Annotated in this window: 31 protein-coding genes; 3 read left to right on the forward strand and 28 right to left on the reverse strand. The window is 31.6% G+C overall.

Annotation, left to right across the window (positions count from 1 at the left end):
• Positions 1-4 precede the first annotated feature (4 nt).
• The 12 genes from rplK to GQF29_RS04840 form a co-directional block, all read right to left on the reverse strand.
• Complete coding sequence (rplK, locus tag GQF29_RS04785) at positions 5-424, reverse strand: 50S ribosomal protein L11 (protein WP_008789988.1); 420 nt, start codon at positions 422-424, stop codon at positions 5-7.
• Between the two features lie 176 nt (positions 425-600).
• Positions 601-1158, reverse strand: coding sequence for a transcription termination/antitermination protein NusG (gene nusG / locus GQF29_RS04790; RefSeq protein WP_008789989.1), 558 nt, complete (start codon positions 1156-1158; stop codon positions 601-603).
• A gap of 1 nt (position 1159) precedes the next feature.
• Positions 1160-1348 (reverse strand): preprotein translocase subunit SecE, encoded by a 189-nt coding sequence (gene secE / locus GQF29_RS04795; protein ID WP_017144104.1) that lies wholly within the window; start codon positions 1346-1348, stop codon positions 1160-1162.
• 10 nt (positions 1349-1358) lie between these two features.
• Positions 1359-1508 carry a 50S ribosomal protein L33 gene (rpmG, locus tag GQF29_RS04800; RefSeq protein ID WP_017144103.1) on the reverse strand — a complete coding sequence of 50 codons (150 nt, stop codon included), beginning with the start codon at positions 1506-1508 and terminating at the stop codon, positions 1359-1361.
• A 22-nt stretch (positions 1509-1530) separates the two neighbouring features.
• On the reverse strand, positions 1531-2160 hold the full coding sequence (locus GQF29_RS04805) for a sigma-70 family RNA polymerase sigma factor (protein ID WP_008789992.1): 630 nt from the start codon (positions 2158-2160) through the stop codon (positions 1531-1533).
• Between the two features lie 12 nt (positions 2161-2172).
• Complete coding sequence (gene rlmB / locus GQF29_RS04810; protein WP_008789993.1) at positions 2173-2904, reverse strand: 23S rRNA (guanosine(2251)-2'-O)-methyltransferase RlmB; 732 nt, start codon at positions 2902-2904, stop codon at positions 2173-2175.
• A 42-nt stretch (positions 2905-2946) separates the two neighbouring features.
• The gene (locus GQF29_RS04815; protein ID WP_008789994.1) at positions 2947-3339 is read right to left on the reverse strand and encodes a Mini-ribonuclease 3; all 393 of its coding nucleotides are present in this window, start codon (positions 3337-3339) and stop codon (positions 2947-2949) included.
• 1 nt (position 3340) lies between these two features.
• Positions 3341-4678: a cysteine--tRNA ligase gene (cysS, locus tag GQF29_RS04820; protein WP_008789995.1), complete on the reverse strand. Its 1338-nt coding sequence runs from the start codon at positions 4676-4678 to the stop codon at positions 3341-3343.
• Between the two features lie 248 nt (positions 4679-4926).
• Positions 4927-5448, reverse strand: coding sequence for a hypothetical protein (locus tag GQF29_RS04825; protein ID WP_008789996.1), 522 nt, complete (start codon positions 5446-5448; stop codon positions 4927-4929).
• A 106-nt stretch (positions 5449-5554) separates the two neighbouring features.
• Entirely contained in the window at positions 5555-6982 is a 1428-nt protein-coding gene (gene glgA / locus GQF29_RS04830; RefSeq protein ID WP_008789997.1) for a glycogen synthase GlgA, read from the reverse strand.
• Complete coding sequence (glgD, locus tag GQF29_RS04835) at positions 6982-8088, reverse strand: glucose-1-phosphate adenylyltransferase subunit GlgD (RefSeq protein ID WP_008789998.1); 1107 nt, start codon at positions 8086-8088, stop codon at positions 6982-6984. Before glgD ends, glgA begins: the two co-directional genes overlap by 1 nt.
• Before the next feature lie 12 nt (positions 8089-8100).
• Positions 8101-9228 carry a glucose-1-phosphate adenylyltransferase gene (locus tag GQF29_RS04840; RefSeq protein WP_008789999.1) on the reverse strand — a complete coding sequence of 376 codons (1128 nt, stop codon included), beginning with the start codon at positions 9226-9228 and terminating at the stop codon, positions 8101-8103.
• Between the two features lie 265 nt (positions 9229-9493).
• Between GQF29_RS04840 and GQF29_RS04845 the strand changes: the two genes are divergently transcribed.
• Positions 9494-9862, forward strand: coding sequence for a cell wall hydrolase (locus tag GQF29_RS04845; protein ID WP_270601341.1), 369 nt, complete (start codon positions 9494-9496; stop codon positions 9860-9862).
• A gap of 8 nt (positions 9863-9870) precedes the next feature.
• Entirely contained in the window at positions 9871-10179 is a 309-nt protein-coding gene (locus GQF29_RS04850) for a spore coat protein GerQ (RefSeq protein WP_008790001.1), read from the forward strand.
• Between the two features lie 35 nt (positions 10180-10214).
• On the opposite strand, the gene GQF29_RS04855 is transcribed toward GQF29_RS04850, so the two are convergent.
• From GQF29_RS04855 to GQF29_RS04905, 11 genes are all read right to left on the reverse strand, one after another.
• A complete protein-coding gene (locus GQF29_RS04855; RefSeq protein WP_008790002.1) occupies positions 10215-11426 on the reverse strand; it encodes a bifunctional folylpolyglutamate synthase/dihydrofolate synthase in 1212 nt (403 codons plus the stop codon).
• Entirely contained in the window at positions 11423-12076 is a 654-nt protein-coding gene (locus GQF29_RS04860) for a uracil-DNA glycosylase (protein ID WP_008790003.1), read from the reverse strand. The genes GQF29_RS04855 and GQF29_RS04860 overlap by 4 nt, the downstream gene beginning before the upstream one ends.
• A 2-nt stretch (positions 12077-12078) precedes the next feature.
• On the reverse strand, positions 12079-12894 hold the full coding sequence (locus GQF29_RS04865) for a Cof-type HAD-IIB family hydrolase (protein ID WP_008790004.1): 816 nt from the start codon (positions 12892-12894) through the stop codon (positions 12079-12081).
• Positions 12887-13723 (reverse strand): Cof-type HAD-IIB family hydrolase, encoded by an 837-nt coding sequence (locus GQF29_RS04870; RefSeq protein ID WP_008790005.1) that lies wholly within the window; start codon positions 13721-13723, stop codon positions 12887-12889. The genes GQF29_RS04865 and GQF29_RS04870 overlap by 8 nt, the downstream gene beginning before the upstream one ends.
• Positions 13716-14507, reverse strand: coding sequence for an alpha/beta hydrolase (locus tag GQF29_RS04875; RefSeq protein WP_008790006.1), 792 nt, complete (start codon positions 14505-14507; stop codon positions 13716-13718). The genes GQF29_RS04870 and GQF29_RS04875 overlap by 8 nt, the downstream gene beginning before the upstream one ends.
• A gap of 37 nt (positions 14508-14544) precedes the next feature.
• Positions 14545-14838, reverse strand: a complete 294-nt coding sequence (locus tag GQF29_RS04880; RefSeq protein WP_008790007.1) for an FtsB family cell division protein — start codon at positions 14836-14838, stop codon at positions 14545-14547.
• Positions 14799-15221 carry a spore cortex biosynthesis protein YabQ gene (yabQ, locus tag GQF29_RS04885; protein ID WP_008790008.1) on the reverse strand — a complete coding sequence of 141 codons (423 nt, stop codon included), beginning with the start codon at positions 15219-15221 and terminating at the stop codon, positions 14799-14801. The genes GQF29_RS04880 and yabQ overlap by 40 nt, the downstream gene beginning before the upstream one ends.
• Entirely contained in the window at positions 15221-15517 is a 297-nt protein-coding gene (yabP, locus tag GQF29_RS04890; protein ID WP_008790009.1) for a sporulation protein YabP, read from the reverse strand. The genes yabQ and yabP overlap by 1 nt, the downstream gene beginning before the upstream one ends.
• Before the next feature lie 141 nt (positions 15518-15658).
• The gene (locus tag GQF29_RS04895; RefSeq protein WP_008790010.1) at positions 15659-15931 is read right to left on the reverse strand and encodes an RNA-binding S4 domain-containing protein; all 273 of its coding nucleotides are present in this window, start codon (positions 15929-15931) and stop codon (positions 15659-15661) included.
• Positions 15922-16440: an AbrB/MazE/SpoVT family DNA-binding domain-containing protein gene (locus tag GQF29_RS04900; protein ID WP_008790011.1), complete on the reverse strand. Its 519-nt coding sequence runs from the start codon at positions 16438-16440 to the stop codon at positions 15922-15924. The genes GQF29_RS04895 and GQF29_RS04900 overlap by 10 nt, the downstream gene beginning before the upstream one ends.
• A 9-nt stretch (positions 16441-16449) precedes the next feature.
• Positions 16450-17139, reverse strand: a complete 690-nt coding sequence (locus GQF29_RS04905; protein WP_008790012.1) for a glycerophosphodiester phosphodiesterase — start codon at positions 17137-17139, stop codon at positions 16450-16452.
• Positions 17140-17195: 56 nt separating this feature from the next.
• Between GQF29_RS04905 and GQF29_RS04910 the strand changes: the two genes are divergently transcribed.
• Positions 17196-17984, forward strand: a complete 789-nt coding sequence (locus GQF29_RS04910) for a Cof-type HAD-IIB family hydrolase (RefSeq protein WP_008790013.1) — start codon at positions 17196-17198, stop codon at positions 17982-17984.
• A gap of 120 nt (positions 17985-18104) precedes the next feature.
• Here GQF29_RS04910 and GQF29_RS04915 read toward each other — a convergent pair whose 3' ends face one another.
• The 5 genes from GQF29_RS04915 to GQF29_RS04935 all read right to left on the reverse strand — a co-directional run bounded on the left by GQF29_RS04915 (position 18105) and on the right by GQF29_RS04935 (position 21797).
• Positions 18105-18746, reverse strand: a complete 642-nt coding sequence (locus GQF29_RS04915; RefSeq protein ID WP_008790014.1) for an ABC-2 transporter permease — start codon at positions 18744-18746, stop codon at positions 18105-18107.
• Positions 18743-19606: an ABC transporter ATP-binding protein gene (locus GQF29_RS04920; RefSeq protein ID WP_008790015.1), complete on the reverse strand. Its 864-nt coding sequence runs from the start codon at positions 19604-19606 to the stop codon at positions 18743-18745. The genes GQF29_RS04915 and GQF29_RS04920 overlap by 4 nt, the downstream gene beginning before the upstream one ends.
• 2 nt (positions 19607-19608) lie before the next feature.
• Positions 19609-19983: a GntR family transcriptional regulator gene (locus GQF29_RS04925; protein WP_008790016.1), complete on the reverse strand. Its 375-nt coding sequence runs from the start codon at positions 19981-19983 to the stop codon at positions 19609-19611.
• A gap of 253 nt (positions 19984-20236) precedes the next feature.
• Positions 20237-20962 carry a class I SAM-dependent methyltransferase gene (locus tag GQF29_RS04930; RefSeq protein WP_008790017.1) on the reverse strand — a complete coding sequence of 242 codons (726 nt, stop codon included), beginning with the start codon at positions 20960-20962 and terminating at the stop codon, positions 20237-20239.
• On the reverse strand, positions 20955-21797 hold the full coding sequence (locus GQF29_RS04935) for a prenyltransferase/squalene oxidase repeat-containing protein (protein ID WP_017144100.1): 843 nt from the start codon (positions 21795-21797) through the stop codon (positions 20955-20957). The genes GQF29_RS04930 and GQF29_RS04935 overlap by 8 nt, the downstream gene beginning before the upstream one ends.
• Positions 21798-21942 lie beyond the last annotated feature (145 nt).

Below are 21942 nucleotides of genomic sequence, written 5' to 3' on the forward strand. Positions count from 1 at the left end.
TAAATTAGGCATCTAAGCCTTCAACTTTTACACCCATGTTTCTAGCAGTACCTGCAACAATTTTCATTGCACCTTCTAGATCGATTGCATTTAAATCTTGCATTTTGTATTCAGCGATTTCTTTTAATTTATCAGCTGATAATGTAGCGACTGTTACCTTAGCATCAGAAGCTGCTTTCTTAATTCCACATGCTTTCTTAATCATTTCAGCAGTTGGAGCAGTCTTTAATACAAAATCAAAGTTCTTGTCATCATAAATTGTTAAAACAACTGGTACAGTTTCACCCATACGATCTTTTGTTTGATCATTGAATGCTGTACAGAACTTTGGCATTTGAATACCAGCACCTGCTAAAGCTGGACCTGGTTTTGCCCCACCAGCTGGGAATTGAATTTTCATAACTCTTACGACTTTCTTGCTCACGCGACACACCTCCTATTAAAATTTGTCCGTGCTGTGGTCAGTTGGATGTCAATCCTCCCACGCATAGTAACACATATTGCGTCGATTAATTATTATACACAATCATTTCAATAATGCAAGCATTTTTATTGAATTTATCAAACTTTTTTAAAAAGAAAAGACACTTAAGTGTCTTATTATAATTCTACTTTTTCTAATTGAATCAATTCAACTTCCATAGGTGTTGCATTTCCCAAGAAATCAACAAGAACAGTTGCAACTTCTTTTTCACGATCAATAGATTCAACTTTCCCTTGTTTACCAGCAAAAGGACCTGATAAAACTTTCACTTCATCACCTTCAGCATAGTTTATTTCAAGTTGTGTCGTTTGAATTCCCATTCTTTTTAGAATTGGATCAATTTCATGTTTTTGTAATGGGAAAGGTTTTGCCCCACCACCTGACGAACCGATAAATCCTGTAACCCCTGATGTATTACGGACAACATACCAAGCTTCATCTGTCATAATCATCTCTACCAAAACATAACCTGGGAACATATTTTTTGTTTTATTAATCTTTTTCCCATCTTTAATTTCAGTTTCAACATGTTCAGGAATAACAATATTAAACAGACAATCTTGAAGTCCCATTGATTCAACACGTTTTTCTAAGTTTTCTTTAACTTTATTTTCATGACCTGAGTATGTGTTGACAACATACCAGCGTCTTCCTTCTTCATTCATCCCTGGCATACTAATTCATCCCCAATGCTTTCAAAATTACAGCGATAATTGCATCGCTACCATAAAAGTAAACTCCAAATAAAAAACAGAATACCAATACAACCATAGCATTATATGCCAATTCTTTTTTAGTCAACCAATGAATATTCTTGATTTCACTACGTACACCCTTAAGTGTGAACCACTCTTTTAGTTTCATGTCCATCCTCCTATTTCGATTCCTTATGCAAAGTATGCTTTCCACATTTCTTGCAATATTTGTTTAGCTCCAATCTTTCTACATTCAAACGCTTATTTTTTGTAATTGAATAATTACGTGACAAACATTCTGTACAAACTAAAATCACTTTTTGTTTCATGCCTATCACTCCTTTTCCGTTATTATAATTTAACACATTTATTTTCACTCGTCAATGGCTTAGACTTTTTATGGTACCGATATACTGCATTATAGACACTCCTTACAGAAATATCAAGGATATCTGCAATTTCTTGTTGAGGATAACCATCATGAATATAACGGATAATCATCAATTCTTTGGGGGAAGCTACCTTTTTTACACATAACTGATATTCTTCCTCGGTTTCTTTAATCTTCAATATTGAAGACGGTTGATATTGCCAAGAAGGATCACCAATCAATTCTGCAAATTGCATCTCATCTTCTGGGTATACTGTTTCATCCAATGATACAAATGTAAAATAACGGCTCAATTGTTTTCTTTTCATTTGATAAACAAAAGAAAGCATCCTCTTCCTCATCACATGATACATAAATGTTTTCAAACTTGTCTTCTGATCCGCTCGATAACAATCTAATAATCCAGAAAAACACGCCATAGCCACTTGAAGATAATCTTCAAAATCATATTCTCCCTGTGAGTACCCAATAAATGGGAATATCCACCTTCTGACAATAAGATAATAACGTTTATATAATACTTCTTGAGCTGCTTCACTTCCACACCTCATCAAATAAACCAATTCATCATCGCTTATGTAACGTTCCACGTTACCTCCTTTCTACTTGAAAGGGTGACGAGAATTATATACCTGATAAAGAATAAGTGCTGTCGCAACTGATGCATTTAAAGAAGTCACATGTCCTGTCATTGGTAAAACAACATTCATATCACAATGAGATTTTACTAGTTTCGATATTCCAAAACCTTCTGACCCCACCACAATAACAAGCGGCATATTGTAATCAATAGCACGATAGTCCTGTGATTCATTCAACTCGCAGCCAACAACCCAAAAGCCACGCTTTTTTAAATCATCAAGAGTTCTTGATAAATTTGTAACTTGTGCAACTTTAACATAATCTATGGCGCCAGTAGAAACTTTCGCAACTGTCGAAGTTAACCCAACACTACGATTTTTACCAATAATAACACCATCAACTTCTATGGCATCACACGTTCTTAAGATGGCTCCTAGATTATGTGGATCTTCCAATCCATCTAACATCAATAATAGTGGTTGTTTCCCTTTAGGAATTGCATCAATAATTTCATCAATTGAAGAATATCCATACCCTTCTGTTTGAGCCACTACACCTTGATGCACAACATTTCCAACAAGCTGATTTAAGACACCCTTATGAGCAACAATATTCACTTTTGCATTCTTTGCTTTAGCCAAAGATAAAAGTTTTTCATCTTTAGCATTCTTCATCATATAAATCTCATAAACTGGCTTTTCACCCTTCAAAGATTCTAAAACTGTATTTTTACCATAAATATATTGTCTCATATTTTACCCCTTTACTTGTCTCAAATTCGTCTCAAATTCATCTCATAAATTTCTCATTACAAACTCTTTGTATAACTCAAATATTTCTTGAATCCTTTTTTCTTTCTTTAATAAATACAAATGACCAATTAATGCTTCAAACCCTGAAGACTGATTATGCGTAATCACACTTGTATTTTTCATAACTCTCGTATTCTTAGCATTACGTCCTCTTTTATAAATACGAATTTCATCTTCATCTACCCACTCATGAAGCATTGCCTCTTTCATAAAAGCAGCTTGTGCCTTAGCACTCACAAACTGAATAGCTGCCTTTTGCAATAAGTCAGGTTTCGTTATTTCTTGATCAACAATTAAATATTCTCTTACATAAACCTCAAAAACACCATCACCTAAATAAGCCAAAGCTAATGGATTTATCAATTCTGGTCTCATTCTAAATAATTCCTCTCATTTGAAGCTGACCTCTTAATTCATCTGCCTTATCAAAATTCTTATTCGCTTTTTCTTCTAACCATTTTTCATATAACACAATATCATTATCACTTAATTGCTTCATTTCATGAACAAAGCCCATCACATCTAACATCTGAATTAATGTTTGATATTCTCTTGAAATAACTTGATTATCTTTATCTTTTACACGCATAGATTGATTCAAAACCTTTACTTGATTCAATATTTGAGTAAGTGCTAATGATGTATTTAAATCATCACTTAATGCCTCAACCATAGTGTCAACAGTTTCTTTTGAATATTCCTCTTGTTGATAATGTTGAACTTGTAAATATAAAGATGTCTGTTTTAAAACATTTTCAACTTTTTCAACTTCTTTTTTGACACTTGTTAAAACTTCTTCAGTAAAATTTAATGGATTACGATAATGAGTTGACAACATCAACCATTTAAAAACATTGCATCCTAACGTTTCAATTAAATCTTTAGCCCACAAAACATTCCCTAATGATTTTGACATCTTTTGATTATCAATATTAATCATTTGATTATGCATCCAAACATTAGCTATTGGATGGTGATGACACGCCATAGATTGAGCAATTTCATTTTCATGATGTGGAAACTTCAAATCTTGCCCACCACCATGAATATCAATACGTCCATCATCAAAAATATCATTAATCATAACGACACATTCTGTATGCCATCCTGGTCTTCCTTTAGACCATGGACTTTCAAATTGAATTCCTTCATCAGTTTTCTTCCACAACGCAAAGTCAGTTGATGACTCTTTTTTATCATTTTCATCAACTCTCTCACTTGCTCCAGCAATTAAATCTTCTACTTTAATCCCTGATAACATTCCATATTCATTTATCTTTGTGACTCTAAAATAAACATCTCCATCAACTTCATAAGCAAAACCTTGGTCAACCAAACTTTGAATAAAGTCAATAATCGGCTGCATTGTTTCAGTTACACGTGGTGAGTATGTTGGAAACAGCAAATTCAATCCACTTCTTATATCATTATAAGCCTTGATATATTTATCTGTTAATTCCTTTTCTGTAATTCCCTCTTCCTTTGCTGCTTTAATAATTTTATCATCAACATCAGTAAAATTAGAAACAAATGTCACCTTATAGCCAAGATATTCAAATGTTCTTCTGAGAATATCAAAAACAATGAGTGGTCTAGCATTGCCAATATGCGCATGATCATAAACTGTTGGTCCACAGACATAAATACTCACTTCACCTTGTTTAATTGGAACAAATTCCTCTTTCTTATTTGTTAATGTATTAAAAACTTTCATAATGACCTCCTTATAAATAAAAAAGCAGATGATAAAGAACACATTGTGTCTATCCACTTTATCATATGCTTAATTCACACTTTTAACGCAAGTTCACGTTCTTTCTTTTCAAAAGACTCAGGTTAGTGCATCAAAAATCATTCATTAAGTCATTCCCAGCATCAGACTCTCTCTTTAAACTTCATAATTTTATCATTCTCACCTATAATTTATTTATACTATAACAAATTCATTTTTATTTATCAAGTCTATTCCTCTTTATGAACCTTTAAAGAATTAAGATATTGTGAAATAATACTAATTTCATCATCATAAACCTTTTGTGGTGCTTGATAACTTAAAACATATTCAGAATTAGCAGTAAAGTAAACCAAATGCTTAAATTTAATGCCAGTTGATTGATAAGTTCCTGTAAATTCCTGACAATTTAAACCACTATCTATTTTTAAATTTTTATAGCCAACATCAATGGCACCATCTTCCTCTAATTGACCAGCATATAATTCAGGCATATCATCAATTTCATTATCAGTATCATCAATGATTGTTTGATATGACATCACTTCTTGTTCTCTTACAAATTGAACAATTGCTTTATTCTCAACAGATGTATCCATCTTAAAATCCTTAGGATAATAAAACGAAACTTGATCTGCAACCTCATATAACGTTCCATCTTTTTCCAAAAAGACAGTCTCAGATTTCTTCCCACAAGCAAAAACAGTTAATAATAATGTGACAATAGTAACGACTTTTAAACAAGCGCGCATATCTTTACCGCCTCCTTACCATCCTTTATTGTACTAAACATTATTTAAGAAAGCAATTAAAAATCTATTTTCACACAAAAGAGATAGGTTCCCCTATCTCTTTTGCTTAATCTAACAATGAATTAAAAACTTTCAAATAGGCATCAGCACTTTTATCCCAGTCAAGTTTCGCTTCCATTGCACGATGTACTAAACCTTGCCACTTCTCTTTATCAGCATATATACGTAATGCATAATCAATAATATCCATCATTTCATGCGCATTATAATTTGTAAAACTAAATCCCATTCCTGTATTTTCAAATTCATTGTACGGTTCAACACTATCTTTTAATCCACCAGTTTCTCTAACAAGAGGAATTGTTCCATAACGTAATGACATCATTTGTGACAAACCACAAGGTTCAAACAATGAAGGCATTAAGAACATATCACACCCTGCATAAATACGACATGATAATCCGAAATCGTACTTCAAATTCAAAGATAATTTTTGTGTATGATAAGCTGCCATAGCTTTGAGTGGTTCCTCATATTTTTGATCTCCAGCACCTAAAATAACAACTTGTACATCACGTTTCATTAATTCATCCATACGATCAATAATTAAATCTAAACCTTTTTGCCAAGTTAATCTTGTAACAATCCCAATTAATGGAACATCTGGATTCACTGGTAATCCACATTCAGCCTGAAGAGCTGTTTTGTTGTTAACTTTCTTTTCATCAACTGTCGTCATATCAAAGTGTTCAACAATTTCAGGATCAGTTGATGGATTGATAGTTTCATAATCAATACCATTTAAAATACCATACAAATCATGTCTACGCATCTGCAAAATGCTTTGTAATCCCTCACCAAAACTATCTGTTAATATTTCTTGAGCATAAGTTGGTGAAACAGTTGTCACTACATCACTATAATAAATAGCTGCTTTCATCATATTAAAACATCCATCATTACGACAATTCCCATTATAATATAAGTAATTATCTAATCCAAAATGGTCACTTAATAATTTTGGATCACATTTTCCTTGATAAGCAATATTATGAATTGTAAATACAATTTTAATTCCCTGATAATATTCATAATAAGCATATCTTTCCTTATAAAGAGTTGCAATCATTGCAGTTTGCCAGTCATGTAAATGTAAAATATCTGGTTTGATATCAACATGTGACATTAATTCTAAAACTGCAAAATCAAAGAATGCAAATCTTTCATTATCATCATCATATCCATAAAGACCTGGTCTTCTAAAATATTGTTCATTATCAATAAAATAATAAGTGACACCATCATGCTTTGCAGTAAAAACACCACAATAGCACTTTCTCCATCCTACCCAAATATCATAACTTGCAACATATTCCAACGTCTCAGCCAACTTCATATCTTGATATTTTGGTAAAACAACAATACACTCATGACCTTTTTGAACAAGTGCCTTAGGTAATGACCCCAAAACATCTGCCAAACCACCAGATTTGATATATGGATTTGCTTCACTTGTTGCGAAAACAATTCTCATTATACAACATCTCCTTCTTTGACGTACAGTGGCTCACCTACGCTTACCAGTTCCTTTTTCTTTTCTATACGTGCATCTTTATCAATTATCACATTTTCTAAATGTGCTCCAGCACTCACATGTGATCCATTAAGAATAATACAGTTTTTAACAACAGCATTTTTACCAATCACAACATTACGTGATAAAATACTTCCCTCAACATCACCATCAACAATGACACCATTAGCAACAAATGACTTTTTCACTTGAGCATTCTTTAAATATTTTGTTGGTGGAGTATCATTTGTATTGGTGAAAATAGGCCAAGTACTCTTAAACACCTGTGTTGAAATATCCATATCCAAAAATTCCATACTCACTTTATAATAAGATTCATAAGAATCAATACATCTTGCAAATCCTTTATATTCATAAGCCATAATTCTTCTTTCATCACATAGATATGCCAAAGTATCTTTTAAATCAAAGAATGAACTGATTTTCTTTGCATACTTTAATAACTCTAATAACACTTTTGCATTCACAACATATGTTTCTAAAGAAATATTTCTTTCTTTACGATTTCCTTTGTTTTGTTTAATTTCAGTCACTTGTTTTCCTTTTAACCTTAAATAATCTGAACCTACAAAAGTTTCATTAGCATTGTTAATACGCTGATAAACAACTGTAATCTCAGCTCCTGATTTCGCATGAGCTTCTACAACTTCAGCATAATTCATTGTTGTAATAATATGTGCAGGTGCAATGACAACATAATCAGCTTTTGCTTTTTGTAAAAACGCAATGTTTTCAATTAAATTATTAACATCATGATTATATAAAGCATTATTTGCACATTTTTCATTATAGAGAAGCGAAACCCCTCCAGATTTAGAGTTAAAGTTCCAAGAGTTACCATTCCCCAAATGTTTAAATAAAGATCTCGGTTTTTCTTTAATCAAAACACCAACCGTATCAACATTTGAGTTAGACATATTTGATAAAACAAAATCAATAATACCATAACGACCCAAGAAGCTTACCGAAGCAACTGGTCTTCTTTCCGTTAATCCTTCATAAGATACATCAGAGTGTAAATTTACTAATCCTACTACTTTTGCCATATTCTTAACCCCCTATTTCGCGTTGTCACTAACAAGTTCAACTGTTTTAGCTTCCTTGTTGACAACTTTCTTCGCTTTGATTACAACACCTTCATCGACAATGGCTTTATAGATTTCTGCTCCCTCTTCCACCAATACTCCTGGCATGAGCACAGAATCAACAACTTTTGCACCTTCACCAATATAAACGTTGTTGAATAAAACAGAACCAGTGACATCACCATTGACTATACAACCTTGTGTAACAAGGGAATTTTTCACACTTGCTTCTTCTCCAATAATCTGAGGCTTACTCAATGTATCTTCAGTATAAATTTTCCAATCTTTCTTAATATTATAAAGATCTAATTCCTTATCATCTAATAAATCCATATTGGCTTGCCATAAACTTTCAACAGTTCCAACATCTTTCCAATATCCAGCAAATTCATAAGCATATAATTTCTTACCTTCATTTAACATCATTGGAATAATATTCATACCAAAATCATGCTTACTACTTTCATCTTTAGCATCCTCAATTAAATATTTTCTTAATTCTTTATAAGTGAAAATATAAATACCCATAGATGCTAATGTAGATTTAGGTTTTTCTGGTTTTTCTTCAAATTCATAAATTGTACCATCTTTATTGGTATTCATAATTCCAAAACGACTTGCCTCTTTCATAGAAACATTTAAGACAGCCACTGTTAAATCAGCACCTTTTGCTTTATGTGCATTTAACATATCTGCATAATCCATTTTATAAATATGGTCTCCTGAAAGAATCAAAACATATTCAGGATCATATTGATCTAGGAAACTGATATTCTGATAAATAGCATCTGCCGTACCAGCATACCAAGTTGCTCCAACCTCTCCTCTTTCACGAGCTGGTAAAATAGCGGCTAATGAACTATTTCCATCAAGCCCCCACTTAGATCCAGCACCTACATACGTTCCTAATAAAACTGATTCATACTGTGTCAAAACTCCAACAATATCAATTCCTGAGTTGGCACAATTGCTTAATGGAAAATCAATAATTCTGTATTTTCCTCCAAAGTACACAGCTGGTTTCGCAACTTTAGCTGTTAATGCTTCAAGACGCGTTCCTCGACCACCTGCTAGAATCATTGCAACAATTTCTTTACCCATAATTTCTCCTCCTTGACTTTAATGTGAAAGTGCTTACCTATATCTTTATTTTAACACAAAGCATTTTAAAAAAACATAAATTCGTGTCATTTTCAAAAAGAAAAAATTCGCCAAATTCTATGAAATAAAAATAGTGTTGAACGTACCATTATTTTTTAAATAATAGGCAATTATTTTGATTTCATGCATATAGTAAAAAGAGGTGATGAACTTGTCCCCAAGAATCGCATTTAACGAGAATGACGTCGAATTATTGGCAAGAATCATGAAAGCGGAAGCCTTAGGCGAAGGTGATGAAGGTATGTTGATGGTTGGTAACGTCATTGTCAATCGTGTTGTGGCAAATTGTGATGTTTTTAGAGATACTCGCAACATTTCTGAAGTCGTCTATCAGAAGAATGCTTTTTCTGGTGTTGGCCAACCATTATTTAATCAACCAGTCAATGCCAAAGAACGTGAACTCGCATTAAGAAATATCGACGGTTATCGTGTTGAACCAGCTTATAGCGCTTTATGGTTTAAGAACCCCGGTTCTAACACTGCATGTCCTGATCAATTTTATGGGCAATTAACCGGACGGTATAAAAATCATTGTTTTTATGCCCCAGGTGGGAAATTAAATTGTGACTTGTAGGAGGGTCTATGGATACTAACAATCAATCTATTTTACAAGGCAGTCAAACAACTCAATCATCATTACCATCTCCAATTGCTGCCCAAACATATCTTGAAAACATATTACGTTTAAATATTGGAAAACTTGGAACGTTTTATTTCACTTATACTGGTAGTACTGACTGGCGTGACCGTGCTTATAAAGGGACTATTGAACAAGTTGGTCGAGACCACTTTATCGTTCGTGATCCTAAAAATCAAAAGTACTATATCTTCCAGTTTGTCTATTTTGACTGGGCTGAATTTGATGAGCCTCTTAATTTTAATACCAGATAAGCAAAAAGGATATTGCATACAACAATGCAATATCCTTATTTTTTTAATCCTACCAGATATTTTCTAACTCTAGATATAAAATGCAAAGATCCCGTAATAACAATATGACTCTTTTTGATATAGGCCGTCTGTAAAGCCTCAACAAAATTATCAACAATAATTAAATGTGGCTGTGATTCAACTGTTGTAATATCAATTGCTCTGTCATCATTAAATGTTGTTAAATATACTGTATAACCTTCTTTTAACATAAGGTCTAACATCGGTTGAACATCTTTATCATCTAAGCAAGAAAAGATAATACTAATATTTTCTTCTTTTTTGACACGTAGAGTTTGAATCAGAGCCTTGATTCCAGGTAAATTATGGGCACCATCAATTTCAACTGTTCCATCTTGATAAGGCAAAGTTTCATAGCGACCTTTCCAGGCTGCATTTTCAATAGCAGATGTTGTTAACTGGGTATCTAAAGTGATTAACTTAGAGGCAATCGTTAAAGCCAAACGAGCATTAGTCACTTGATAGATTCCTTGATTTTTAAGTGTAAATGCCATATTTCGATATCTAAAATGGAATGGATAACGTGAAACCTGATATTCTGGAACGACATACATAACTGCTTCTTGAACATCACATTGTTCTTGTAAACGTGCTAAAATCGTTCCTTTTGCTTCACTTGTAATAAACATTTGATGAGGTTTAATAATTCCCATTTTTTCATTAATAATATCATAGATACTCTCACCTAGCTGTTTTTGATGATCCATACCAATATTTGTAATCGCACTAATAATTGGATCAATAACATTTGTCTTATCATGCAAGCCACCAATCCCCGTTTCAATAATACGATAATCTAAATCTAAAGACTGAAAATAAGCAAGCATAATTAAAACATCAATTTCAAACATAGATAAACCATCTTCTTCAATGATATCATAATATTGATTAACATATTTCAATAAATCCTCATCACTGATAGGTTGATCATCTACTCTAATACGGTCATTATGACAAATAAGATAAGGTGATGTAAATGTTCCAACACGAAATCCATGCGCATTTAAAATACTTCTTAAATAATTCACTGTTGACCCTTTTCCATTGGTCCCTGCAATATGTATCATATTTTTTTGTTTCATATGAATATGGCATCTATTTAATGTATCTCTAAATTGATCAACAGTTCTTTTATTTCTCTTTGATTCTATATAAGCGATTGCTTCTTCAACTTGTGTAAACATCATTGAATCCTCCAATCTATTGGTTGTATTCCTTGACTTATCAAAAACTGATTTGTTTTAGAAAAAGGTTTTGAACCAAAAAAACCACGATATGCTGATAAGGGAGAGGGATGCGGACTCGTAATGACACAATGTTTTGTTTGATCTATCATTCTTGCCTTATCAATGGCTTGTCTTCCCCAAAGAATAAATACTAATGGCTTTTCTCTTTGATTCATAGCTTGAATAATATGATTTGTAAAGACTTCCCAACCTTTTTCTTTATGTGAATTTGCACGGTGTGCCTGTACTGTTAAAACTGTATTCAATAATAAAACTCCTTGATGTGCCCAAGATGTTAAATCTCCATGACTTGGAATTTCAATACCTACGTCATCATGTGCTTCTTTATAAATATTCACAAGACTTGGTGGTGTTTGTACCCCTCGCTCAACGCTAAAGGCCAATCCATTGGCTTGATGTTCTTCATGATATGGATCCTGGCCAATAATGACAACCTTGATATCATCATAGTCTTGAAAATTAAAACAATGGAAAACTCTATTTCTAGGTGGATAAATAATCTTTGTTGCGTATTCTTGATTAACAAAAGCTTCTAGTTCTTTGTAATAAGGCTGTTGCCTTTCATTTTGAATAATTGTCTTAAAATCCATAATTATAAAATAAACCTTTCTATAACTTCTGCAACAACACCCTGATTATTATCCGCTTTCGTTACAATATCACAAGCCTTTTTCACATCATCCACTGCATTCGCAGCAGCAACTGATAATCCTGCCACCTGTAACATAGACATATCATTATAGTTATCTCCTACAGCAATTGTCTCTTCTATGCCAATTCCTAAAATTTCTGCCAAATGTTTTAATCCAGCACCTTTATCTACCCCTAATTTATTAAATTCCATATAACGATTAGAAGAATAACTTACGGCACACTCACCTTCCCAAATATGTTTCATTTGAGGTTCTAAACTCATTAAATAAGGAACATCTGTATTTTGATATAAAATCTTTGAAATTGGCTGATCTTTTAAGAAATCAATTGTATTTTCTTCCATAATAACACATTCTACTTTTTGATTCTGAATTCTTTGGGCTTCTGATTCAGATAGATTGAACACATAAACTGTATCCTTTGTATAGATATGTTGACAAACATGACAATCTAATCCAAACTCAAATATTTCTTTTGTTTTCTCAAAAGAAAGTCCCTCAAAAAATAATATTTGATTATCTTTATTTTCTGTTAAAGCACCACCATTAAATGAAATCACATATTCACCAAGTTCATCATATAAACCCAAAGTTTTCAAATCATGTTGGATCGACATAAAGCCTCTTCCTGTTGCTGGAACAAATTTAACACCCTTCTCTTTCGCCTTTAAAATCATATCAATATTATGCTGACAAATTTGATGATTATCATTTAACAATGTTTCATCCATATCACTTGCTATTAACTTATACATTCTTAAACTCACCATCCCTTTCAATAAATTTCTCAATAACTTCAGCAACAGCTCCCTGATCATAATCAACAGTCGTTACATAATCTGACATTGCTTTGATATCATCTGTAGCTCCATCTACACAAACACCTAGTCCTGCTGTTTCTATCATTGAAGTGTCATTATAATTATCACCTATAGCAATTGTTTCAGTTTGACTGATTCCTAAATAATCAGCTAACCATAGCAATGCTGAACCTTTACTTACATCTAAGGGATTAAACTCTAAATATCGATATGATGAATAACTAACTGCAAAACGCCCTTTGGTAACATCAACTAAGTCTTCTTCTATCTTTTTTAAATAAGGCATATCACGTTTTTCAAAAAGAATTTTTGCTATCTTTGCCTCCTTTAAGAAGTCCATATTATAATCCTCAATAACTTCAAATCTTGCTTTCTGAGCAGTTTTTCTAGCAACCTCATCAGGATCAGCCTTAAATATATAACAACAATCCAAAGTAAATATCATGACACATACATCATAGTCTTTCCCTATGTCAAACAATGTCTTCGTATCTTCAAAAGTCAAACCATTAAAATAAAGAATGTGATTGTCTTTATTTTCTACAATTAATCCACCATTAAAACATATAGAATACTCTCCTGCCTTTTGATATGTACCTAATTCCTGAAGAATTTCTCCAATCATATTAAAAGCCCTACCTGTTGCTGGAACAAACTTAACACCTTTAGATTCCAATTTCCCAACAGCAGCACGATTCACTTCTGGGACATGATGATCGACTAATAAAGTTTCATCCAAATCCGATAAAATCATTTTATACATTTTCATTACCTCCATAAAAGAAATCCATAAACAAAGGAACACGTTGGCGCCATTGAGCCTCATTATGCTCAGCCCCCTCAAAATAACGATATTCTAAACTCTCAACTTTATCCTTTAACATGCTATAAATATCATTATTACTTTCAATATACCATTCATCAATACGGGCGTCCCCACACCCTTCAAACTCGCCTAAATCAAAATAGAATCTTTCTAATTCCTGATAATTATGTTTTTCAATAAGATCAGTAAATTCATCCATATAAAACCAAAAAGCAGTAGACAGTGCAGCACACTTATGAAAAACTTCTGGATATTCTAATGCAGCATATGCACTAATCACACCCCCCATAGAACTTCCAACAATTCCAGTGTCTTCACGGATTGTACGAAAACGTTGATCTATATATGTCTTTAAATCATCAATAAGCCATTTGACATATGCTATGCCTTCACCACCAATAATCTTATTCTTAATTCCTGTTTCCTGATAAGAAAATGCCTCATTAATTTTCCATGGTCCATATTCATCCATTCTCTTAAATCCAGCTTCATTACATGGAATAGCAACCATGATAATATCTAAATCCATGTTTTCTACATAATCTAAAAAACCCCAACTGATACCACAATATGATAGTTCGTCAAAAAATGCATTTTGACCATCTTGAATATATAAAACAGGATAATGTTTATCTTCTTGATAATAGCGTTTAGGAAGATAGACAGTTATTTTGCGATCTCTTTTTAACGCTTCCATCTGCATACGAAATGATACAATCATAATTTTCCTCCTGCAACACAAAAAAATAAGCACAAGCTTATTTCTTTGAATCTGGTAATTTTACCACTTCTTCTCCATCCTTAGAGAAGATATAATGATCTCTAGCATAACGTGCTACATAATCATCATCATTTAAAAGTTTAACCTGTTCAGATAAATCTTTTTTTTCTTTTAATAATTCAGCTTTTTTACTCTCTAAATGAGCCATTTCCTTTTTTTGCCCAAAGACACGATAAGCATTCATCCCTAAAGTATAAATTAAAATAGCAGAAATGCCTAAGTATATAAATCCTATGAATCTTCTGTATCCTGGTCCTTTTTTCTTTGCCATTTTAATTTCACCTTCTTCACTCTTTTTTGTATTATACCATTAATATAACGAAAAAAGAAGACAAAAGGTGCGATAATTCTTTTCAAAATACGAACAAAGATCTCTAAATGATACAAAATATAATAAGCATAATATCTTTGATAGAACAAATATCCAATAAAAATCATAACAAAGAAATAAAGTCTCAAAATACCATCATTTAAAATAACCAAACCATAAAAGTATAAAATACCAAACAATACACCAATTCCAACCTGTAAAATATATCGAAAAATATATGGAATCTTATACAAAAAACGATTAATGACATGATAAACACCACTCATTACAAAACCAAAAAGAAATGAATAAAACAGACATTGAAACTGTGTCAATAAATCCATTATTTCAACAGTTTACTAAAGCCTTTTTCCTTTTGATGAGATTTCTTCTTGTCTGAAACATAACTCATACTATCAATATTCCCTTTAATACTCACTTCGTTTTGATCCTGATCCAAGCGAACTAAAGTCAATTCACTTCCAGTAATATTTAAATACCCTAATGAAGTTTCAATTAAAAATTCATACGAATCAAAACTTTCTATTTTCTTCACACCAGTCAATTCTAAACTTTTACGATCTTTTAGACAAATATGATGATAAGGTGTTTGTTCAAAATGTAAACTATTATTATCCATAGATAGACCTCCTCACAACAACATATGCTCAACATAAAAAATTAGACCTTTATCTTCTTTTCATTTATGATAGTATTTATTTTTTGAAGTCTATCTTTTTATGAAGCAGAGAAATGATCCTACAACAAAAAAAGAAGAAGTTTAATCAATGAATACTTCTTCTTTTCTCTTTTCTTCTATAATTTCATATAACATTGTACTATCATCTTTAAGGACATGATCTTTTAAATCCTTCACTTGAACAACTAAAATACTGCGTCCAAATTCAATTTCAATGATATCACCAATCTTCAGTTTTGTAGAGGGTTTAGCCATTTTGCCATTAACCTTCACACGTGAAGATTCACTAATTTCTTTAGACACTGTCCTTCTTTTGATAATTCTTGATACTTTTAAAAACTTATCTAACCGCATGTCTCCATCTCCTGCTCAATAACCTCCTTCACAAATTGAAGAAGTGTTTCATCAATCATATAATATGGTGTTTCATCTGTCAACATTAATAATGCACCTAGATTTTCCTGTGTACCTTTTAATGGTAAAATTGTCACCTTTTCAACATCATCCACAAATTCCAACATTGTTTCAATAGTATCTTCTTCTTTTTCAATCATTAAAGCAAAATCTTTTGTAATTGGCTTTCTTTGATATTTTGCTAGCCCATTAGATGAACATGCAATAATATTCTTCTTATCACATAACAAAAAAGTGTTATGATACTTTTTGTATAATCTTTCTAATAAAAGTTCTACTGCTGAACCCATTTTATTTAACATTGAGAACTTTGTTAAAATAATCTTCTCATCTTCCAATGCAAATGAGATACTTTCTCCTTCTCGCATCATTAATTGCTTTCTAATTTCTTTTGGAATAACAATTCTTCCTAATTCATCAATTCTTCTTACCATACCAGTTGTTTTCATAATTTTACCTCACTTGAAATATTCGTTTGATATTATTATGTCCACTCCTAAGTCAATTAAACGTTGATATTCTTTAAAATTTGGAACTGTCCAAGTTGCAATAATCTTGTTATGTTGTTTTAACTCTTGAACTCTTTTTTCATTCAAGAATGTATATCTTGGATGGAATGCCAAAATATTGTTTTCTAGCAACTCTTGATATTTCTTTTTATATTTAAATTCCATTAAATATCCAACATAAGCATCTGGATTTAACTCTTTTATTTTTAATAGAGTAGGTAAATAAAATGATGAATAATAGACTTTGTCTTCAACACCTAATTCCTTGACAAGTTTTAAGACTTTTGCTTCAATACCATCATAATGAATAACATCTGTTTTTAACTCAATATTGACTACAAACTCTTTATCCTGTATAAATTCTAAGAGTTCTTTTAAAGTCGGTATAGGATATTCACCATAAGCTTTATAATTAAAATTATAATTTCTCAACTCTTTTAATGTATGGTCCTTAACATAACCTTTACCAGTACTTGTACGATTTATTTTTTCATCATGAATCAAAACAAGTTCATCATCTAAAGTTAAATGAACATCTGTTTCAACACCATCAAATCCTTGTTCATAAGCTTTGATAAAAGCTTCCATTGTATTTTCTGGATATTTAGCACTATATCCTCTATGGGCTAATTTTTTCATCGTATATCCCTTTCTTTATGCTATAATGATTATACTATAATTCGGAGGTAACGAAAATGATTAAAGCTATCTTTTTTGATATTGATGGAACATTATTATCTCACACAACACGTAGTGTTCCATATTCCACTCAAATTGCATTACAGCACCTAAAAGAAAAAGGAATTTATACTTTTATTGCAACTGGTCGTCATATATCTGAAATGGTTGATTTACCTATACATGACTTAGAATTTGAAGGATACATTACACTCAATGGACAATATTGCTATAATCGAGATGGTATCATTTATGATTTACCTATTCATTCTCATGATATTCACAATATTTTAAAACTCATTGATAAACATCCTTTCCCTTGCATATTTGTAGAAAAAGAACTTATGTATATTAATTATCATAATGATGCAGTTCAAATTGTTCAAGATGCCATTTCAACACCATTGCCTGATATTCAAGATATAAATCGCGCTTATTCACATCCTATCTATCAAGTTATTCCATATGATATAACATCTCAAAAAGAAAATATCATCCTAGATATTATGCCTCATTGTCAAAAAACACGTTGGCATGAATTGGCTATAGACATTATACCTAAAACAGGTGGAAAACAAAATGGCATTCGTGAAGTATTAAAACATTATGATATTCAACCTGAAGAAACGATGGCATTTGGAGATGGTCATAATGATATTGATATGTTTGAATTCGTTGGGCTTTCTATTGCTATGGGAAATGCAACTCAAGAATTAAAGGAAGTTGCCAGTGATGTAACAGATGATATTGATCACGATGGTATATATAATGCATTGGTTAAATACAATATACTTCAAAAGGACTAAACATGCTAATGCCAAATAAAAAGAGAACGAATTAAAAATTCGTCCTCTTTTTATTTGGCATTAGCATTAATTTAAAAACACCCAATTTATAGTCATCAGCACTGTTAACCAACTTTTTTACTAGGAATATCTTTTTGTATAAATTTTCACGGAAAGTATATAACTTCCTATGAGAGTCATAACAGCAAGAATTATTCCTATCATTAATAATATATTATGATTTACGTTCACAATACTCATAACATCAAAATTAAAGAAACTGAGAATATAAATAATAGCAGCAGCAACCATAAATATCATATACATAATAGAACCTTTTTTATTTCCCAATAAATAAAATCCAGTATAACAAATACCAAAGAAAATCAATCCTACTATAATACCTAAAATCCATAATTGTAGAGCTGGTATGAACTCTGCAACACCAGTGAAATAATAATATAAGGTTACTACTAACGAAAACAAATAGAATACACTTTGAGTCATTAACCCACCAATATACTTAGATAGGACAATTTGTTTTTTTGTCATTGGGAATGTGAGTTGCATTTTATCAAAGTTAGATTGTTCATCCTGCTCCATTGTCATTTGTAATAAAGCTGATCCAGAAACAGGAATTGCTAAAGCAACAGTTAGAGCAAGTCCATAATAATTAGGAAAAAAGATAACAATTCCAATTGAAACAATAATATTTGCTAACATTGAAATAATATTCTTTGGTAAAAAAGCAATCAAGTAATCTTTATAAATAATTCCTCTCATAAAACACGTTCCCCCCTTATATAAAATAGCATCAAGTCTTCAACATCAGCTTTCTCAACAATGGCATCTGTATGAACTTTCATAAAATCCTGTCTATTGTGAATTAATACACGATATTCAAATTCCTCTTTTTTGTATGCTATAACATCTTCTTTATTTAAAATCTCAAACATCTGTTTGCCACATCTTAATATTCCATAGTTATCCTGAATATCTTCATACGTCTTAGTAAACAACAGTTCACCTTCATGTACAAATGAAATATAATCCGCAACTTTATCCAAATCACTTGTAATATGTGAAGATATTAAAACAGCATTTTCATCATTAACTATATAATCTTTTAAAATATCTAATATTTCTTCTCTGACAACTGGATCCAATCCACTTGTTGCTTCATCTAAAATTAAAAGTTTTGGATTATGTGAAAAAGCAACTGCAAAACTCAACTTCATTTTCATTCCTTTAGAGAACTCTTTAATTTTTTTATCTTTAGATAAATGAAATTGATTTAAATACTTTAAATATGTTTCTTGATTCCAATTCTTATAAATCTTTGACATCATTATTCCAATCTTATCTGGTTTCATATTAGGATTAAAATGACATTCATCAAAAATCACTGCTATATCTTCTTTAACAACACTTTCATATTGATAAACATCCTTATTAAATATCTTAATATCACCTTCATCTTTTTTAGCAATATTCAAAATAGTATTAATAATTGTAGATTTCCCAGCTCCATTTTCACCAATTAATCCCATAATTGTTCCTTTTGGAATCTTTAACGAAATATCTTTTACACAAAAATCTTTATATCTTTTTGTTAAATGATTAATTTCTAATGCATAATCCATACTTATTCCTCCTCATAAATCACTGTTAATGTTTTTATCATATTCTCTAAAGAAACATCATAAATCTTAGCGATTTTCACAATATCTTCAATTTTTTCTTCAATGATCCGTAACTGCTCTTCCTTAATAAAATCCTTATTTTGAGCAGATACAAATGTCCCTTTTCCTGCGACTGTTTCAATAAAACCATCTTTCTGCAAATCTTCATAAGCATGTTGTGCTGTAATTACACTGACATGCAATGATTTGGCCAAATTTCGCATTGATGGCATTGAATCACCTGTTTTGAGTGTTCCATCTATAATCATTGTTTTAATTTGTGAAGTAATTTGTTGATATATAGGCTCGTTCGAACTATTGCTTAATATAATTTCCATACTTTCACCACCATACTGTACTTATCATACAAGTACAGTATATACACTTGTATGCAATTTGTCAAGACGCAAACGTAAAAAGCAGTCTCTTGTATAAGAAACTGCCAAACTATATATATTATACTTTTTAGAGCGGTACGAACTCTTTCTAAATTTCAGTTACACAACAATATTAAAGCTTCTATCATTTTCATTGTTATTATAGAAATGTTCGCTGCCTTCATCATATTTTTGATCTTCACATATTCATCATCTACTTCTTCGCTTTCACCAATAACATCATTGGTCTTCGTAGTTCATCTTTCATCCCAGGAATATCTAACATATCTGACGATGGCTTAGCTTCTTCAATAACTTCAATTTGAAAACCTGCTTTAAGGAGTTCCATGAGAATTTGTGTCAATGTATGATGTTGCTTTGTAACCGTTTTTCCTAAAAAGTGTGTGACGCGTTCACCTGTCATGAAATATTGATCAATTGGCCAATATAATGGTTTTCCTTGTTCATCATAAATCCATTCCTGATTGACACTCCCTGTAAATATAGGATGTTCAATATTGAAAATAAAGACACCATCTTTTTTTAATGTCTTATATACATTCTTATAAACCTGACTTAAATCTTTAACATAATGTAAGACCAGATTTGAAACTACACAATCATATGTATTCGCTGGATATTCATATGTATCCAATCCACAAACCCTATATGTAATACGTGTATCTCTATTTCTCGTTTGTGCCTCTTGAATCATTTTCTCACTTAAATCAATCCCTAAAACTTGCTTAGCTCCACATTCAACAGCATATTGACAATGCCATCCATATCCACAACCTAAATCTAATACTGTTTTTTCTTTTAAATCTGGAAACATAACTTTTAACTGGTGCCATTCACCAGCCCCATCTAATCCTTTTTGACTACGCGCCATTTTCGCATATTCTTCAAAAAACTCTTCATTATCATATATATTACTCATGACAATCTCCTCCTATATTCATTAATATTTCTTGATAACGCTGTGTTGCTAAGGCACTTGGCTTTCCTTTTTCACAAAAAGATAATTTAGCTAATTTTGGAACCACACGTTCTACTACAATTTGTCCATCTAATAATTTGGATTGTAATACTTGGAAAGCCTCTAAAAACCTTGGATCATGTCTGGCTGACTTATAGAACGATAACACATAAACATAATGGAAAAGGTTATATCCTCTAAACGGATACTCAACTTGCATAAAAAGTTTGCCAATCCCATAGTGACAGGGGCTAATTGGTTTTCTTATTACCCAATGTTCTAACAAAAAATGAACAGCTTTATCTAGTGCTTTATTTTCATTAAAATGCTTTGTAAAACGGAATGCATCTAAAACAATAAGTGTTGTATTAGGTGTAGAATAATTTGTTTCTTCCCCTCTTCCAAAACTATATTTATAACATTTCCATCCCCCATCATCCTCTTGGGTATTCAAAAAGTATTGAAATGAGTTCTGAACTCTTTGGTCTTGAGAATATCCCATATGACAAAGTGTTTGTAAAGCAAGTGCAGTATGACAAGGATAGATTCCTCCTGAAGGTGATATTTTAAACCGACCATCTTCTTTATATACACTCAAAATAAGAGTAGCCACTCTCTTCATAATCTCATCCTCAGGTGATACTCCTAATTCCAACAAAAAGTTCACACTCTCCAAGGTAGTAAATGGGGCACCTTTTAATAATTTCTTATCTTCAGTTGTCCATAAATCATCACCATTATCATATCTGTGCGATAAAATGATTTCTATATCTTTTTGATAACTTTTTTTATTCATAGTCTTATTCCTCATTATTGTCTATAATATAAACATGCGATTTTAGCAATCTTTGCTTTGTTATTTCAAACTGATTTATAGATTTAAAACCTATATAATAAGTTAGAAAGTCTATAGAGAAGTCTAGTCGAATACCCTCAATTGC

This window comes from Coprobacillus cateniformis, from assembly GCF_009767585.1.
Taxonomy (GTDB): domain Bacteria; phylum Bacillota_I; class Bacilli_A; order Erysipelotrichales; family Coprobacillaceae; genus Coprobacillus; species Coprobacillus cateniformis.

Excerpts from the sequence above, each read along its gene's own strand:
- GQF29_RS04935 (WP_017144100.1), bottom strand. The coding sequence starts at position 21,797 with ATGAATAAAAAAAGTTATCAAAAAGATATAGAAATCATTTTATCGCAC.
- glgD (WP_008789998.1), bottom strand. The coding sequence starts at position 8,088 with ATGGCAAAAGTAGTAGGATTAGTAAATTTACACTCTGATGTATCTTAT.
- yabP (WP_008790009.1), bottom strand. The coding sequence starts at position 15,517 with ATGGATAATAATAGTTTACATTTTGAACAAACACCTTATCATCATATT.
- GQF29_RS04905 (WP_008790012.1), bottom strand. The coding sequence starts at position 17,139 with ATGAAAAAATTAGCCCATAGAGGATATAGTGCTAAATATCCAGAAAAT.
- GQF29_RS04825 (WP_008789996.1), bottom strand. The coding sequence starts at position 5,448 with ATGCGCGCTTGTTTAAAAGTCGTTACTATTGTCACATTATTATTAACT.
- GQF29_RS04850 (WP_008790001.1), top strand. The coding sequence starts at position 9,871 with ATGGATACTAACAATCAATCTATTTTACAAGGCAGTCAAACAACTCAA.
- GQF29_RS04840 (WP_008789999.1), bottom strand. The coding sequence starts at position 9,228 with ATGGGTAAAGAAATTGTTGCAATGATTCTAGCAGGTGGTCGAGGAACG.
- GQF29_RS04910 (WP_008790013.1), top strand. The coding sequence starts at position 17,196 with ATGATTAAAGCTATCTTTTTTGATATTGATGGAACATTATTATCTCAC.
- GQF29_RS04900 (WP_008790011.1), bottom strand. The coding sequence starts at position 16,440 with ATGAAAACAACTGGTATGGTAAGAAGAATTGATGAATTAGGAAGAATT.
- glgA (WP_008789997.1), bottom strand. The coding sequence starts at position 6,982 with ATGAGAATTGTTTTCGCAACAAGTGAAGCAAATCCATATATCAAATCT.
- GQF29_RS04925 (WP_008790016.1), bottom strand. The coding sequence starts at position 19,983 with ATGGAAATTATATTAAGCAATAGTTCGAACGAGCCTATATATCAACAA.
- rlmB (WP_008789993.1), bottom strand. The coding sequence starts at position 2,904 with ATGAGACAATATATTTATGGTAAAAATACAGTTTTAGAATCTTTGAAG.
- secE (WP_017144104.1), bottom strand. The coding sequence starts at position 1,348 with ATGAAACTAAAAGAGTGGTTCACACTTAAGGGTGTACGTAGTGAAATC.
- GQF29_RS04855 (WP_008790002.1), bottom strand. The coding sequence starts at position 11,426 with ATGATGTTTACACAAGTTGAAGAAGCAATCGCTTATATAGAATCAAAG.
- GQF29_RS04860 (WP_008790003.1), bottom strand. The coding sequence starts at position 12,076 with ATGGATTTTAAGACAATTATTCAAAATGAAAGGCAACAGCCTTATTAC.
- GQF29_RS04920 (WP_008790015.1), bottom strand. The coding sequence starts at position 19,606 with ATGGATTATGCATTAGAAATTAATCATTTAACAAAAAGATATAAAGAT.
- GQF29_RS04865 (WP_008790004.1), bottom strand. The coding sequence starts at position 12,894 with ATGTATAAGTTAATAGCAAGTGATATGGATGAAACATTGTTAAATGAT.
- GQF29_RS04875 (WP_008790006.1), bottom strand. The coding sequence starts at position 14,507 with ATGATTGTATCATTTCGTATGCAGATGGAAGCGTTAAAAAGAGATCGC.
- GQF29_RS04880 (WP_008790007.1), bottom strand. The coding sequence starts at position 14,838 with ATGGCAAAGAAAAAAGGACCAGGATACAGAAGATTCATAGGATTTATA.
- nusG (WP_008789989.1), bottom strand. The coding sequence starts at position 1,158 with ATGCCAGGGATGAATGAAGAAGGAAGACGCTGGTATGTTGTCAACACA.
- GQF29_RS04930 (WP_008790017.1), bottom strand. The coding sequence starts at position 20,962 with ATGAGTAATATATATGATAATGAAGAGTTTTTTGAAGAATATGCGAAA.
- GQF29_RS04895 (WP_008790010.1), bottom strand. The coding sequence starts at position 15,931 with ATGCGGTTAGATAAGTTTTTAAAAGTATCAAGAATTATCAAAAGAAGG.
- cysS (WP_008789995.1), bottom strand. The coding sequence starts at position 4,678 with ATGAAAGTTTTTAATACATTAACAAATAAGAAAGAGGAATTTGTTCCA.
- GQF29_RS04870 (WP_008790005.1), bottom strand. The coding sequence starts at position 13,723 with ATGTATAAAATGATTTTATCGGATTTGGATGAAACTTTATTAGTCGAT.
- GQF29_RS04815 (WP_008789994.1), bottom strand. The coding sequence starts at position 3,339 with ATGAGACCAGAATTGATAAATCCATTAGCTTTGGCTTATTTAGGTGAT.
- rpmG (WP_017144103.1), bottom strand. The coding sequence starts at position 1,508 with ATGAAACAAAAAGTGATTTTAGTTTGTACAGAATGTTTGTCACGTAAT.
- yabQ (WP_008790008.1), bottom strand. The coding sequence starts at position 15,221 with ATGGATTTATTGACACAGTTTCAATGTCTGTTTTATTCATTTCTTTTT.
- GQF29_RS04845 (WP_270601341.1), top strand. The coding sequence starts at position 9,494 with ATGAAAGCGGAAGCCTTAGGCGAAGGTGATGAAGGTATGTTGATGGTT.
- GQF29_RS04915 (WP_008790014.1), bottom strand. The coding sequence starts at position 18,746 with ATGAGAGGAATTATTTATAAAGATTACTTGATTGCTTTTTTACCAAAG.